General features: G+C 51.3%; 15 protein-coding genes. 13 read left to right on the top strand and 2 right to left on the bottom strand.

The annotated features are described in order from the left end of the window. The first annotated feature begins 270 nt into the window (after nt 1-270). From lepA to dnaJ, 7 genes are all read left to right on the top strand, one after another. The gene (gene lepA / locus M891_RS0103795; protein ID WP_028537890.1) at nt 271-2,088 is read left to right on the top strand and encodes a translation elongation factor 4; all 1,818 of its coding nucleotides are present in this window, start codon (nt 271-273) and stop codon (nt 2,086-2,088) included. A gap of 115 nt (nt 2,089-2,203) precedes the next feature. Next, the gene (gene hemW / locus M891_RS0103800; protein ID WP_036699352.1) at nt 2,204-3,409 is read left to right on the top strand and encodes a radical SAM family heme chaperone HemW; all 1,206 of its coding nucleotides are present in this window, start codon (nt 2,204-2,206) and stop codon (nt 3,407-3,409) included. A gap of 172 nt (nt 3,410-3,581) precedes the next feature. Further along, complete coding sequence (locus tag M891_RS0103805; protein ID WP_028537892.1) at nt 3,582-4,049, top strand: N-acetyltransferase; 468 nt, start codon at nt 3,582-3,584, stop codon at nt 4,047-4,049. A gap of 107 nt (nt 4,050-4,156) precedes the next feature. After that, nucleotides 4,157-5,185, top strand: coding sequence for a heat-inducible transcriptional repressor HrcA (gene hrcA, locus M891_RS0103810; RefSeq protein ID WP_028537893.1), 1,029 nt, complete (start codon nt 4,157-4,159; stop codon nt 5,183-5,185). A gap of 46 nt (nt 5,186-5,231) precedes the next feature. Continuing rightward, complete coding sequence (gene grpE, locus M891_RS0103815) at nt 5,232-5,891, top strand: nucleotide exchange factor GrpE (RefSeq protein ID WP_232228284.1); 660 nt, start codon at nt 5,232-5,234, stop codon at nt 5,889-5,891. A gap of 59 nt (nt 5,892-5,950) precedes the next feature. Continuing rightward, nucleotides 5,951-7,786 carry a molecular chaperone DnaK gene (gene dnaK / locus M891_RS0103820; RefSeq protein ID WP_028537895.1) on the top strand — a complete coding sequence of 612 codons (1,836 nt, stop codon included), beginning with the start codon at nt 5,951-5,953 and terminating at the stop codon, nt 7,784-7,786. 161 nt (nt 7,787-7,947) lie between these two features. Continuing rightward, the gene (dnaJ, locus tag M891_RS0103825; protein ID WP_028537896.1) at nt 7,948-9,066 is read left to right on the top strand and encodes a molecular chaperone DnaJ; all 1,119 of its coding nucleotides are present in this window, start codon (nt 7,948-7,950) and stop codon (nt 9,064-9,066) included. 74 nt (nt 9,067-9,140) lie between these two features. Here the strand turns inward: dnaJ and M891_RS0103830 are convergent, their stop codons facing one another. Together M891_RS0103830 and M891_RS0103835 are read right to left on the bottom strand one after the other, a co-directional pair. Then, nucleotides 9,141-9,425 (bottom strand): YxcD family protein, encoded by a 285-nt coding sequence (locus tag M891_RS0103830; RefSeq protein WP_028537897.1) that lies wholly within the window; start codon nt 9,423-9,425, stop codon nt 9,141-9,143. A gap of 3 nt (nt 9,426-9,428) precedes the next feature. After that, nucleotides 9,429-9,863, bottom strand: coding sequence for a hypothetical protein (locus M891_RS0103835; RefSeq protein WP_028537898.1), 435 nt, complete (start codon nt 9,861-9,863; stop codon nt 9,429-9,431). A 214-nt stretch (nt 9,864-10,077) separates the two neighbouring features. Between M891_RS0103835 and M891_RS0103840 the strand changes: the two genes are divergently transcribed. The 6 genes from M891_RS0103840 to mtaB all read left to right on the top strand — a co-directional run bounded on the left by M891_RS0103840 (nt 10,078) and on the right by mtaB (nt 14,660). Beyond that, nucleotides 10,078-10,446 carry a hypothetical protein gene (locus M891_RS0103840; RefSeq protein ID WP_028537899.1) on the top strand — a complete coding sequence of 123 codons (369 nt, stop codon included), beginning with the start codon at nt 10,078-10,080 and terminating at the stop codon, nt 10,444-10,446. A gap of 65 nt (nt 10,447-10,511) precedes the next feature. After that, complete coding sequence (locus M891_RS0103845) at nt 10,512-10,691, top strand: YfhD family protein (RefSeq protein ID WP_016311434.1); 180 nt, start codon at nt 10,512-10,514, stop codon at nt 10,689-10,691. A 109-nt stretch (nt 10,692-10,800) separates the two neighbouring features. Beyond that, nucleotides 10,801-11,769 (top strand): 50S ribosomal protein L11 methyltransferase, encoded by a 969-nt coding sequence (gene prmA / locus M891_RS0103850; protein ID WP_028537900.1) that lies wholly within the window; start codon nt 10,801-10,803, stop codon nt 11,767-11,769. A 6-nt stretch (nt 11,770-11,775) separates the two neighbouring features. After that, complete coding sequence (locus tag M891_RS0103855; RefSeq protein WP_028537901.1) at nt 11,776-12,459, top strand: site-2 protease family protein; 684 nt, start codon at nt 11,776-11,778, stop codon at nt 12,457-12,459. An 89-nt stretch (nt 12,460-12,548) separates the two neighbouring features. Further along, on the top strand, nt 12,549-13,313 hold the full coding sequence (locus tag M891_RS0103860; RefSeq protein WP_016311438.1) for a 16S rRNA (uracil(1498)-N(3))-methyltransferase: 765 nt from the start codon (nt 12,549-12,551) through the stop codon (nt 13,311-13,313). 3 nt (nt 13,314-13,316) lie between these two features. Continuing rightward, on the top strand, nt 13,317-14,660 hold the full coding sequence (gene mtaB / locus M891_RS0103865) for a tRNA (N(6)-L-threonylcarbamoyladenosine(37)-C(2))-methylthiotransferase MtaB (protein WP_028537902.1): 1,344 nt from the start codon (nt 13,317-13,319) through the stop codon (nt 14,658-14,660). Nucleotides 14,661-14,794 lie beyond the last annotated feature (134 nt).

Below are 14,794 nucleotides of genomic sequence, written 5' to 3' on the forward strand. Positions count from 1 at the left end.
CCCAGCACCTTCACGGCGTTGTCAAGGATTGCAGATTTCTCATTTCGCGATTTCGCTCTCATGTATTGATCAGCCAAGGTACGGATTACTTCACGTCGTGTTTTCATGCTCAGTTTCAAAACACATCCCTTCGGTAACATTTCGATGTGAGTGAACCGATGCCTCTTTAGTAACATTTTAACTGAGTGATCGCGCGTGATTGCTGCTTGCCCCTTCAACTGCTATAATAAATTGATTGCATTACTTCGATGATTTGTGGTGGGGGTAAGGATGACAGATATCAAGGCTAGACAAGCGAAAATTCGCAATTTCTGTATTATTGCACATATAGACCATGGCAAATCGACTTTGGCTGACCGGATTCTGGAGTATACCGGGGCGTTGACTTCCCGGGAAATGCAGGATCAGGTTCTTGACCAGATGGACTTGGAACGGGAGCGCGGAATTACGATCAAGCTTCAAGCCGTTCGTCTGAGCTACCGCGCCGACGACGGTGAGGAGTATATACTGAACCTCATCGATACTCCAGGGCACGTCGACTTCACCTACGAGGTTTCCCGCAGCTTGGCGGCTTGTGAAGGCGCTTTGCTGGTGGTGGATGCCGCTCAGGGGATTGAAGCACAGACATTGGCTAACGTGTATCTTGCGCTGGATAACAACCTGGAGATTTTGCCGGTCATCAACAAAATTGACTTGCCGAGCGCAGATCCTGATCGGGTGAAACAGGAGATTGAAGATGTCATCGGCCTGGATGCCAGCGAAGCGGTACATGCTTCGGCCAAGGCTGGAATTGGGATTAAGGAAATTTTGGAACAGGTCGTTCAGAAGGTGCCAGCACCGACGGGAGATCCGGATAAACCGCTGAAGGCGCTCATCTTCGACTCCCACTATGACCCATACAAAGGCGTTATCGTTTATGTGCGCGTCATTGACGGCAAGATCAAAGCCGGTTCGAAAATAAAAATGATGGCGACGGACAAAACGTTTGAAGTCATCGAGGTCGGCGCGTTCAAACCGCGGATGACGATTGTGGACGAGCTTAACGTCGGCGATGTTGGCTTTATCGTGGCCGGGATCAAGACGGTTGGCGATACCCGTGTCGGGGATACCGTGACGGATGCGAAGAATCCGACACCAGAGCCGCTGCCGGGTTATCGGAAGATCAATCCGATGGTGTACTGCGGCTTGTACCCGATCGAAACGTCGGATTACAATGACCTGCGTGAAGCGCTGGAGAAGCTGCAGTTGAACGACGCTTCGCTAAGTTTCGAACCGGAAACTTCCAGCGCGCTGGGCTTTGGCTTCCGCTGCGGCTTCTTGGGGTTGCTGCACATGGACGTCATTCAGGAGCGGATTGAACGGGAATTTAACATTCCGCTGATTACGACGGCACCAAGCGTTATCTACAATGTAACGCTGACGAACGGTGAGACGATTTCCATTGACAACCCGTCGAACTATCCGGAAGTCGGCAAAATCGACTACGTTGAGGAGCCTTACGTCAAAGCCTCCATCATCGTGCCTAACGATTATGTCGGTACCGTGATGGAGCTGTGCCAAAGCAAACGCGGCGAGTTCGTGAATATGGAATACCTTGATACGACGCGCGTTACGATTACGTACCAGGTTCCGTTGTCGGAGATCGTGTACGACTTCTTTGATCAGTTAAAATCGAGCACCAAAGGCTATGCTTCGTTTGACTACGAGTTGTCCGGTTACCGCAGATCCAATCTCGTGAAGATGGATATCTTGCTGAACGGAGAGCAGGTGGACGCCTTGTCCTTTATCGTGCACCGTGACCGTGCATACCATCGCGGCCGGATTATCTGCGAGAAGCTGCGCGAGCTGATTCCGCGCCAAATGTTCGAGGTACCGATTCAGGCTTCGATCGGAACGAAGGTCATCGCCCGCGAAACCGTAAAAGCGATGCGCAAGAACGTCCTCGCCAAATGTTACGGCGGTGACATCTCGCGGAAGCGGAAATTGCTGGAGAAGCAAAAGGAAGGCAAGAAGCGGATGAAGCAGGTCGGCAGCGTCGAGGTGCCGCAGGAAGCGTTCATGGCGGTGCTGAAGATCGACGACAATTAAGAAGCAGGTGAGTTGACGAAGGAAAGCCGTCGGGCTTTCCTTTCTACTATTATTTAAGAGAAACTTGGAGGAGGGCATGACCATGGACCAAACAATGAAGCATCCGGGGCAGGGAATGCCGATCTCAAATCTTGCGGCAGGCGGCGCAGCCTCATCCGGACCATCCGGCGCACCGCATGCGGTATATATTCATATCCCATTTTGCACGAACAAGTGCTTCTATTGTGATTTCAACTCTTACGTATTAAAAGATCAACCGGTAATGGACTATCTGCGCGCCTTGGATCGGGAGATGGAGCTGACGGTCCAGCAAACCCCGCCAGGTGAAATCCGCAGCATCTTTGTGGGCGGCGGGACGCCTACCGTGCTGACTCCGCAGGAGATGGAGTTCTTCTTGGCATCGGTCAGACGTCATTTTCCACATTGGGCGAGTGATATCGAATTTACAATGGAGGCAAACCCGGGCACGACAGACCGAGACAAGCTGACCGTTATGAAAGACGGCGGAGTTAACCGAGTCAGCTTCGGCGTCCAGGCGTTCCAAAATGAGCTGCTTAGCGGTATTGGGCGGATCCATAACACTGACGATGTCTACCGGAGCCTGGAGAATGCTAGAGCTGTTGGCCTAGATAATCTGTCCATCGATTTGATGTTTGGCCTGCCTAACCAAACGGTTGAGATGCTGGACTATAGTGTCTCACGGGCATTGGAGCTTGGGCTGCCGCATTATTCGATCTACAGCCTGAAGGTTGAGGAGAACACGTTGTTCCATACGCTGTACCACAAGAACCAGCTGCCGCTTCCTAGCGAGGAGGAAGAGCTGAATATGTACTTGCTATTAATGGAACGAATGGACAAAGCCGGGTACAAGCAATACGAGATCAGTAATTTTGCCAAACCCGGTTTCGCCAGCCGGCACAACATCACGTATTGGAAGAACGAGGATTACTACGGGTTGGGTGCCGGTGCTCACGGGTATGTCGGCCGCACGCGTCACGTGAACATTAAGGGTGTGAACCCTTATGTGGAAGCAGCGAAGACAGGACTGCCTCGTTTGGAGCAATTTGGCGTGTCCCGGGAAGAGGCAATGGAGGACTTCGTGATGGTTGGACTTCGGATGCTGGACGGCATTCGTAAAGCGGATTTCCGAGGTCAATTTGGCGAAGATCTGGATGACGTATTTAACCGACAGCTTACGAAGATGTTAAGCGCTGGTCTACTGGAGCCTCACAGCGACGGGGAAGGCTATCGGCTCAGCAAGCAAGGCGTGCTGTTCGGAAACGAAGTGTTTGCCGAATTTATCGGCGTTTTAACCGAATAAAGACTGAACTGATAAGCAGCTTGCGCTTCTTGATTTGAAGTGGCAAAGCTGCTTTTTTGCATTCCGCGGAATATCCTGGGAAGATGACATAACCATGAAACATTTCTCTTGAAGTTTTATACCGTATATTGTATATTTATTCATATTATTTGTGAACGAGGGGGAAGTCAGCATGCCAGCGGTAGCCGTTTGCAGACAGGCGAATTTAGCGGACGTCGAGCCATTATATAACATCATTGAGGGGTATGCCCGGCGTGGCATTATGCTGCCGCGTTCACGGAAGATACTGGAGCGTCAGATCCAGGATTTCGTCGTGGCGGAAGTGGATGGTGAAGTCGTCGGCTGTGGTTCGCTGTGCAAGCTGGGGGAGGAACTTGTTGAAATCCGTTCCCTTGGGATCGCCGAAGGCCATAAGGGAAAGGGACTTGGTTCCATGCTGGTGGAGCAGCTGGTGGAAGAGGCCCGGAGACAAGCGATCCCTAAAGTAATGGCGCTCACCTATGAGGTTTCCTTCTTCCTTAAAAATGGGTTTGCAGTTGTAGAGAAAGAAATCTTTCCGGAGAAAGTTTGGACCGACTGCGTCAATTGTGCAAAGCAGCATTGCTGCGATGAAATCGCCGTTCTTAAGATACTGGACTGACTTGACAATCGTCAGGTCGGTTTGGTATTTTTGTATTAGTGATTAGCACTCTATGACATTGAGTGCTAACGATTCGGAAAAATCGAGTTAATCCGGGAGGGATTGCCATGTTGACGGAACGCCAAAGAATGATATTGACCGCTATTGTTGATGACTATATTCGCTCGGCGGAGCCTGTGGGATCCCGAAGCATTTCGAAACGGGGCGATGTCGGGTACAGTCCGGCAACGATCCGGAATGAAATGGCCGACTTGGAGGAGCTCGGTTTTTTGGAGCAGCCGCATACGTCAGCGGGGCGGATTCCTTCTCATAAGGGCTACCGTTACTATGTGGATCACCTAACGCCGTTGAACTTACTTTCGAATGAAGAAGTTACGACGTTAAAAGCATTTTTCGCAGAAAAATTAAACGAAACTGAACAAGTGATTCAACATGCCGGGACCATTCTTTCCCAAATGACCAATTACACTTCCATCCTGTTGGGGCCGGAAGTTTTTCATACGTCTTTGCGTCACTTCCAGCTATTGCCGCTAAACGAAACGAAGGCGGTGGCGATCGTCGTGACGAACACAGGACAAGTGGAGAACAAGACCGTCGTGATTCCGCCGGACGTATCCGTATCCGAAATGGAACGGGTGGTCAACTTGTTGAACCGCAAGCTTGCTGGGGTGCCGATCTATAAGCTCAAGACTGCCTTGTATAATGAGATTGCACAAGAGATGCAGCGGCATATTGAGCATTTTGAAGATCTAATGAAGGTATTGGATCAAGCGCTTGACTCAGGCACAGAGGGGCAACGCCTCTTCCTGAGTGGAGCGACGAACATGTTGACGCAACCGGAATTCCGCGATGTCGAGAAGGTCAAAGGGATTCTTGATGTCCTAGAAGAGACTCCAACCTTAACGAAAATGATCTCTTCCGCATCTGGGTCTGGCATTCAAGTGCGTATTGGCACTGAAAATGGGCATGAAGCCTTCGCCAACTGCAGCCTCATCACGGCTACCTATCAAGTCGAGGGTGAAGCGGTTGGTACGATCGGCATTTTGGGACCTACACGGATGGAATATGCCCGGGTGATCCGGATTTTGGAAATTTTATCGAAGGATTTAAGCCATTTCCTGAGCCGGATGCAATAACATGCATGATCTACGAGGCTAGCTGCATGTTAAGGAGGTGAGCATCTTGAAGGAATCACAGCCGATTCAGGACAACAATCACACTGTAGAGGAAGAAATGAATATGAACGATAACGTAAAAGAGGACTTGCAAAACACCCCTGGACCCGAAGTGAGGCAAGATGAAGTAACGTCTCAAGAACCGCAAGATACTCAGAACGCTGCCGGTGCAGAGGGTGCTGCTGAAGCTGTCAACGAATCGAACAACGTGGATGTGACTGCTGAGCTGGAGAAGCTGCGTGCGGAGAACGAGGAATATCAGCAGCGATTGCTGCGTGCTCAGGCGGATTTCGATAACTACCGGCGCCGTACGGTGAAGGAGAAGGAAGAATTGGGCAAGTATGCATCCGCCAAGCTGATTACCGAGTTGCTTCCAGTGATCGACAACTTTGAACGTGCGCTACAAACATCCGGAGACGTCACGGATGCTGCCTCATATGTTAAAGGGGTGGAAATGATCTTCCGCCAACTGGAAGGCGTGTTGAAGGCGGAAGGCCTTACTGCGATGGAAGCGGAGGGCCAGCCGTTTAATCCTGAATTCCATCAGGCGATTATGCAGGTGGAATCCGAGGAGCATGAAGAGGGCATCGTCGTGGAAGTTGTGCAGAAAGGCTATATGCTGAAAGATAAGGTGCTGCGCCCGGCGATGGTCAAAGTCAGCGGCTAATCCAGCAGCTAACCACGAATCCCTAAGACGATTCAACCTATTAAGGAGGACATAACGTAATGAGCAAAGTAATCGGTATTGACCTTGGTACAACAAACTCCTGCGTTGCGGTAATGGAGGGCGGCGAAGCGGTCGTCATTCCTAACCCGGAAGGTGCGCGCACAACCCCTTCTGTCGTAGGTTTTAAGAAAGACGGTGAACGGATCGTCGGTGAGACGGCGAAACGTCAAGCGATCACCAATCCGGATCGGACGATCATTTCGATCAAACGTCATATGGGGACGAACCATAAAGAAGTGATCGATGGCAAAGAATATACGCCGCAAGAAATTTCCGCTATCATTTTGCAGAAGCTGAAAGCTGACGCAGAAGCGTATTTGGGACAACCGGTCACCCAAGCCGTAATCACGGTTCCGGCTTATTTTAACGACAGCCAACGTCAAGCGACGAAGGATGCCGGGAAAATCGCTGGTTTGGAAGTGCTGCGGATCGTCAACGAACCAACGGCTGCTGCACTGGCTTACGGTTTGGAGAAAGCTGAAGATCAAACGATTCTCGTATATGACCTGGGCGGCGGTACCTTTGACGTATCGATCCTCGAACTGGGCGATGGCTTCTTTGAAGTTAAAGCGACCAGCGGGGACAACCATCTGGGCGGTGACGACTTCGACCAGAAGATCATCGATTACCTCGTAGCCGAGTTCAAGAAGGATCAAGGCGTTGACTTGAGCAAGGACAAAGCAGCGGTACAACGTTTGAAAGATGCTGCAGAAAAAGCGAAAAAAGAACTGTCCGGCGTGTTGACGACAACGATTTCTCTGCCATTCATCACGGTTGTTGACGGCGTGCCGCAACACCTTGAAGTGAACCTGACTCGCGCGAAATTCGAAGAGTTGACTGCGGATCTCGTTGAACGCACCCTTGGACCAACTCGCCGGGCTTTGAGCGATGCTGGTTTGACTCCAGCCGACATCGACAAAGTCGTGCTTGTTGGTGGTTCTACACGGATTCCTGCCGTACAAGAAGCCATCAAGAAACTGACGGGCAAAGAGCCGCATAAAGGCGTCAACCCGGACGAAGTCGTTGCGCTTGGCGCTGCGGTGCAAGCCGGCGTATTGACCGGCGATGTCAAAGACGTAGTCCTGCTTGACGTTACTCCGCTGTCGCTGGGGATCGAAACGGCTGGCGGCGTATTCACAAAGATGATCGAACGGAATACAACGATTCCGACGAGCAAGTCGCAAATCTTCTCGACCTTTGCCGACAATCAGCCAAGCGTAGAAATCCACGTCCTGCAAGGGGAACGGGAAATGGCAGCCGGCAACAAAACGCTGGGCCGCTTTATCTTGGGCGATATTCCACCAGCACCACGCGGCGTACCGCAAATCGAAGTTACCTTCGACATTGACGCGAACGGGATCGTTAACGTATCGGCAACCGATAAAGGGACCGGTAAAAGCCAAAAAATTACGATTACTTCCTCCAGCGGCTTGAGCGACGAAGAAATCGAACGGATGATGAAGGACGCCGAGCTGCATGCGGAAGAAGATAAAAAACGCAAAGAGCTGGTTGAAGCGAAAAACAATGCTGACCAACTGATCTACACCGTTGACAAAACGTTGAAGGATCTGGGCGACAAAGTTGACGCTGCTGAAGTTGAGAAAGCAAACGCTGCGAAAGAAGAGCTGAAGAAAGTGCTGGAAAGCGACAATCTGGAGCAAATCAAAGCGGCATCGGAGAAATTGACCGAGGTTGTTCAGCAGTTGTCCGTGAAGCTGTATGAGCAAGCTTCGCAAGCAGCAGGCGCGCAAGACAACGCTGAAGCTTCCGGCGGCCAGAACCGCGAGAATGTCGTTGACGCTGACTACGAAGTGGTTGACGAAGATAAGAAATAAAGCTAAGATGGCTCACAGAGCAGTTTGAGTCTGGTGAATAGACTTTGGCAACCGGGAAGGTCAAAGTGCGGGCTGCTACCGCGCTTTGACTTTCCTTTTGCTGATAAGGGATATTAAATAGGTTACTTCGTGATGAAAAGATGACCGATGGGGGTGGAAGGATGGCAGAGAAGCGCGATTACTACGAGGTGCTGGGCCTCAGTAAAAATGCGTCCGAAGATGAAATCAAAAAAGCGTACCGCAAGCTGGCCCGGCAATATCACCCGGACGTCAATAAAGCGGCGGATGCGGAAGCGAAGTTTAAAGAAGTCAAGGAAGCCTATGACGTCTTAAGTGATCCTGCAAAACGGTCGCGTTATGACCAGTATGGCCATATCGATCCGAATCAGGGCATGGGCGGCGGCTTCTCTGGCGCGGATTTTGGCGGCTTCGGGGATATTTTCGATATGTTCTTCGGCGGCGGCAGCCGGCGTGATCCGAATGCGCCGCAGCGCGGTAATGATTTGCAATACACGATGACGATCGAATTTAAGGAAGCGGTGTTCGGGAAAGAAACGGACATCACCATTCCGCGTACGGAAAACTGCGACACCTGCTTTGGGACTGGAGCCAAACCTGGTACCAAACCGGTGACCTGTTCGGTGTGTCACGGCACCGGGCAGCAGGAAGTCGTTCAAAATACACCATTTGGCCGTATGGTAAACCGGCGTTCTTGTACGAACTGCGGCGGCAGAGGGCAAATTATCAAGGAGAAATGTCCAACTTGCGCCGGCAGCGGCAAGGTAAAGAAACAGCGTAAAATTCATGTGCGCATTCCAGCAGGGGTTGACGATGGAGCGCAACTGCGGATGTCCGGTGAAGGTGAAGGCGGGTTGCGCGGCGGCCCAGCTGGCGATTTGTACATCGTAATCCGCGTCAAACCGCATGATTTCTTCGACCGTGAAGGCGACGATATCTATTGCGAAGTTCCGTTGACGTTCGCCCAAGCTGCATTGGGTGATGAGATTGAAATTCCTACACTGACGGAGAAAGTGAAGCTGAAAATTCCGGCAGGCACGCAAACCGGAACCTATTTCCGCTTAAAAGGCAAAGGGGTGCCGCGCCTGCGCGGAATCGGCCAAGGCGACCAGCATGTGAAAGTGGTTGTCGTGACGCCAAGCAAGCTCAGTGATGAGCAGAAGGAGCTGCTGCGTCAATTTGCTGCGTTGGACGGCGAGCATACCCATGAGCATGAACAGTCGTTTTTTGACCGAATGAAACGGGCGTTTCGCGGAGACTAATCGCTCCAACATAAAAGCGCGAGCTAAGGAGAAGTAATTCCCTAGTTCGCGCTTTTGTTTTTTGGCATTGAGTATTAACCTTCCGTTTGGATTTCCGCTAAAATTTCATCCTCCAGCATCAGCCGGATATCTTCCCGGAAGACCCGCATGCCGTATTCCCGATGTACGTACACCATGATCGCTTCCATGATGTTCGATTCAACGATGTACCAGCTGCGGCCGCCAACCCATACTTCACCGGTATAGCCAGTATCTTCATCCCAGCTGAGCTCAACCGTCACATCGGGGGGGCGGACGCCTCTCCGTTCAGCGGTATGCAGGCAAATCGCGTTAATGATTTCGTCCATCCCGAGGATCATGGCTTAATAACGGCCTCCATTGCGATAATCGTCGTGGCGCGGCTGTTTTTTGAATCGGCGGTACAGGGCCGCAACCGCAACAACAATTACATAGATCGCTAACAGGTTCACAGCTAATCCGAGCAGATTGCCGAAGAAGCCCATACTGCTAAATAAGCCGCCGAACAGCAAACCTGCAAGACCGCCGATCATCATGCCGCGCATAAAGCTGCCGCCGCTGAAGAATCCGCGGTTTGTCGTCGGAGTCCCTGCTTGGGTTTTATTGCGATTCCCCGTCGTATTCTGATATTCGCTTTGTGACGGCTTCTTCGGGGTTGGATTGTACGACCGCGGGCCGGACTTGAATCCGCCGCCGCGTCTTGCGTCGGCAAAGTCAGGGGCAGTGAAGGTGAAGAAGACGGTGAAGACCATCATCAGAAGCATCATTTTTTTTAACATCGTCTATAAACTCCTCCTATGATTGTAAGTAAAGTATGTTCGCTTCCCCAACGAGTAATACGGACAAGCCAAGGAAACGTTTCAAATTTAAATTGAATCAAGTCGGGAATCGGACAAATTTGTATAAAGCCATGACCAAAATTACATCCTACCGAATAATGGGCTGTGCGCGTGCAGCTTCATTGAAGCCTAAAACGAAAGGCAGGGAGGAAGGATGGCTGAAAAGAACATTTTGGCCTATTTCAAAAGCCCGGAACAGGCCGAAGGAGTTGCCCGTAAATTAAGTGCACTGCGGGTGGAAGATATATCGATTGATCGCTTCAGCCGTTATGCTGGTGAGGGATACAATCCGATGAATCCGGTGTCGGGCAGCATCTCCAGCCTGGCGGCGGTCACCCAGGATGCGTCGATTACGAACCCGTCGGCGGGGATCTTGGCAGCAGCAGATCCGGCAGCCAGCGGACTTAGCCATGGGGGGCAAGGCGGGCCGACCGGTCATGACATTTTACTAACCGCTGTCGTTGACGAATCAATTCACCATCAGGCGTTGCGCATCATTGAAGAGGCGGGCGGCTTGATTTAATCCTTAAAGAAGAATGATTTCATCATGCCAATTGGAGAGTACATGGAAAGGAGCTGAAGCAGAAAATGAGTCAAAGTCAGGAGGATCGGCGAACTAAGCGGATCTCTGCCAAAGGAAAAAATCTGCCGATCGGACACTATACGGATGTAGAGTTTTCCGAAGAGATGGCTGATCAAGAGGATTGGGAAGCGCTGGAGCGCAGCGAACGGGCGGATGCACGCCAGCAGGGGCAATACAAGCTGTAAACCATCAACAGCAACGGGGGACCCAAGGGTTCCCTGTTTTGTTTTGTCACGTTCCAGAATCTATAGTACAATAAATCTTATGCATGTAAGTCAAGGAGGAAATCATACGATGATTTGGAAAGAATTAACTATACATACGACGGAAGAAGCGGTGGAGATGGTTTCCAACTTCCTGCACGAGGCAGGCGCAGGCGGAGTAACCATTGAAGAGCACGTCGATAACGATAAACCTCGGGATACCTCCCTGGGACAATGGTTTGAAATTCCACCTAACGACATTCCTGAAGGAGAAGCGAAGATCAGCGGGTATTTTCCAGAAGGGCTGGATATCGATGATGTGATTGCGGAAGTTCGCGCACGCATCGAGGAGCTGAAGAGCTTTGATATTGATCCTGGGGCGGCGGAGATCTCCGTGCGGGATGTCAGCGAGGACGATTGGGCGAACAATTGGAAGCAATATTTCAAGCCGCTAAGGGTGTCCGAGAGACTGACGATCAAACCGACGTGGGAGGAATATGTACCGGTTGCGCCGAATGAGCAAATTATTGAGCTGGACCCGGGCATGGCGTTTGGTACAGGTACGCATCCTACCACCTCTCTTTGCTTACGCACACTAGAGAGTATAATCCAAGATGGGGACGAAGTGATTGATGTCGGCACGGGCTCAGGGATTCTCGCCATCGGTGCGTGTCGGCTTGGCGCCTCTAAAGTGCTGGCGCTGGATCTGGATCCGGTCGCTGTATCTAGTGCGAAAGAGAACACGCGTCTGAATGGCTTGGAAGACCGGATCCAAGTCGTGGAAAGCGACCTGTTATCCGTTCTGAAGGGCGAGGGCAGCACGAATGTTGAGATCAAGCTGCCAGTACGGGTGGTCGTGGCGAACATTTTGGCAGAGATCATTTTGCTGTTTATCGAGGATGTCTATCAAGCATTGACGCCTGGCGGTTATTATATCGCCTCGGGAATTTATAAGAATAAAGAACAAGCCGTACAAGAAGCGCTGATTGCCGCGGGTTTCGAACTGGAACGGACGGCCCGGGAAGAAGATTGGGTCGCTTTTGTGGCGAGAAAGAGGTAATTAAATATGGATTTTCTAGACCGAATATTGCGGGTTCCGTTGGACCAGCTCCCCTTTTATTTGATCACGCTGGTGATCGCCTTTACGCTGCATGAATTTTCGCATGCCTATTTTGCTAACAAATTCGGGGACCCGACGGCCAAGCTGCTGGGGCGCGTGACGTTGAATCCGGCAGTTCATTTTGATCTATTGGGGATTATCCTGCTCCTGCTTGCCGGGTTCGGTTGGGCCCGGCCGGTTCCGGTGAACCGTGACAATTTCAGCAAACCGCGCCTGATGGGTGTGATCGTATCGGTTGCCGGACCGCTCAGCAACTTGCTGCTGGGTGTCCTGGGGACGCTGATTTACGTGATGCTGGCCCGTTTTGGCGTGCTGGATGCAATTACGAACGAGAAGTTATTTCAAGCCGTTCTTATTTTCTTTAATCTATTTACAGTCATGAACTTCTTCTTATTTTTATTTAACCTGATTCCTTTACCGCCGCTTGACGGCTATCGAATTTTGGAGGATGTGGTGCCGCGCCGCATGTTAGGCAAATTGCAGCAATATGAGCAGTGGTCGGTGCTGATCTTCTTAGTGATCCTGATCGTCCCGGGCATGCAGAAATATACGATCATGCCGCTATATAATGCAGCCGAAACGATCTATTACCAGTTTGCCCATCTTTTCCTAGCTTTGTTTGGCGTATAAGCCGGAGAAGAGGACTGGAAACAGGAGTTCAAAAGTTGTATGATGTAGTTTGGTGATTTTTGACCTTATGGAACGGTGAGGATGATGGCATGCAGCGATATTTTGTGGATCCCGCGCAATTTGGCGATCGGGAAGTGACGATTGCCGGTGAAGATGCCCGTCATATCGGTAGGGTGATGCGTTCCAAACCCGGCGATAAGCTGATCGTGAGCGACGGAATATCCCGGGAAGTCCTCGCGGAGATTACAATCATCGAGCCGCAGCAAGTGACCGCGGCTATTATAGAGGAGCTGGCGGCGTCGGGCGAACCGTGGCTTCAAGTGACGGTAGCCCAAAGCTTGCCCAAAGGCGACAAAATGGAAACCGTCATTCAGAAGTGTACGGAGATTGGTGCGGCTTCTTTCCTTCCTTTTTTATCTGAGCGTACGGTGGTACAGTATGACAGCAAGAAGGAGGAGAAGCGGCTCACCCGCTGGCAGAAAATCGCCAAGGAAGCCGCCGAGCAAGCGCATCGCAGCAAAATTCCGACGGTTAAGCTTCCCGTCAAATGGGACAAGCTGCTTGTAGAGCTGAACAACTACGATTTGGTATGTTTATGTTATGAAAAAGAGGACGGCCGGCAGCTGCGAGACGTGCTGAAGCCTTTCGTTATCGGGTTGACACCTGAAAGAACGGTGAAAGTCGCTGTGGTCGTTGGACCGGAAGGCGGCTTTACCGAAGCGGAAGTAGAGGAAGCCGAAGCTGCGGGAGCGGTATCCGTTGGTTTAGGCCGGCGCATTTTGCGTACCGAGACCGCTGCCATGGCCGCCCTGACTTGCATCATGTATGAATCCGGAGAAATGGGGGGGGAATGAGCGATGCCTACTGTCGCCTTTTACACCTTGGGCTGTAAAGTGAATTTCTATGATACTGAAGCCATTTGGCAACTCTTTAAAAACGAAGGCTATGAACAGGTTGATTTCGAGGAATCAGCTGCCGACGTTTATTTGATTAACACTTGTACGGTGACGAATACCGGTGACAAGAAGAGCCGTCAGATTATTCGGCGGGCGGTGCGCCGTAACCCCGACGCGATCATTGCGGTAACTGGCTGCTACGCGCAGACATCACCTGCGGAGATTTTGGATATTCCGGGCGTAGATCTCGTCATCGGTACACAGGATCGGGACAAAATTATCCCTTACGTGAAGCAGCTTCAAGAGCAACGTAAGCCGATTAACGCTGTGCGCAACATTATGAAGACTCGGGAGTTCGAAGAGCTGGACGTACCAAGCTTTGCCGATCATACCCGCGCTTTTCTGAAAATCCAAGAGGGCTGCAACAACTTCTGCACCTTCTGCATTATCCCTTGGTCGCGTGGTTTGTCGCGCAGCCGCGACCCGCAAAGCGTCATTCAGCAAGCGCGTCAACTGGTCGCTGCAGGATATAAGGAAATTGTTCTGACTGGCATCCATACGGGCGGCTATGGGGATGATTTGGAGAACTACCGTTTGTCCGATCTGCTGTGGGACTTGGATAAAGTCGAAGGTCTGGGACGTATCCGGATCAGCTCGATTGAAGCAAGCCAGATCGATGAACGGATGCTGGATGTGTTGAAGAACTCCTCGAAGATGTGCCGTCACTTCCATATCCCGCTGCAAGCAGGCAGCAATGAAGTGCTGAAGCGGATGAGAAGAAAGTACACGATCGAAGAATTCGAGCATAAAATCAAAATGATCCGCGATTTCATGCCGGACGTTGCGATTACAACTGACATCATTGTCGGCTTCCCTGGGGAAACTGACGAGCTGTTCCGTGAAGGCTTCGAAGCGATCAAACGCATCGGCTTCTCGGAAATGCACGTGTTCCCGTATTCCAAGCGGAGCGGTACGCCGGCAGCGCGGATGGAGGACCAGGTCGACGAAGAAGTGAAGCATGCTCGCGTGCATGAACTGATCGACTTGTCCGAGCAAATGCAGCTGGCTTATGCGGAGAAATTCGTGGGTCAGGTGCTGGATGTCATTCCAGAGAAGGATGAGAAGGGCACTGCCGGAGACGGCTTCGTGACGGGCTTCAGCGACAACTACCTGCAAATTCGCTTCCCGGGCACACCGGACTTGACCGGCAAAATCTGCCGCGTGAAGCTGACCAAAGCGGATGCGAACACCTGCGAAGGACAGTTACTTCGAGTTCTGGACGATGCCACTCAAGCCTTAGCTTAATAAGGTCGCCCGCCATCGGGCATAGGTCAAGGATTTCACCCTGATTGGGGTTGAAATCCTTGTTGTTACATACGGGTAATTTGGAAGTATGAGTGCGATGCACCTATAATTAACAAATAACAACGGGCGTCAAC

Source organism: Paenibacillus sp. J14 (assembly GCF_000518465.1).
Lineage (GTDB): Bacteria > Bacillota > Bacilli > Paenibacillales > Paenibacillaceae > Fontibacillus > Fontibacillus barengoltzii.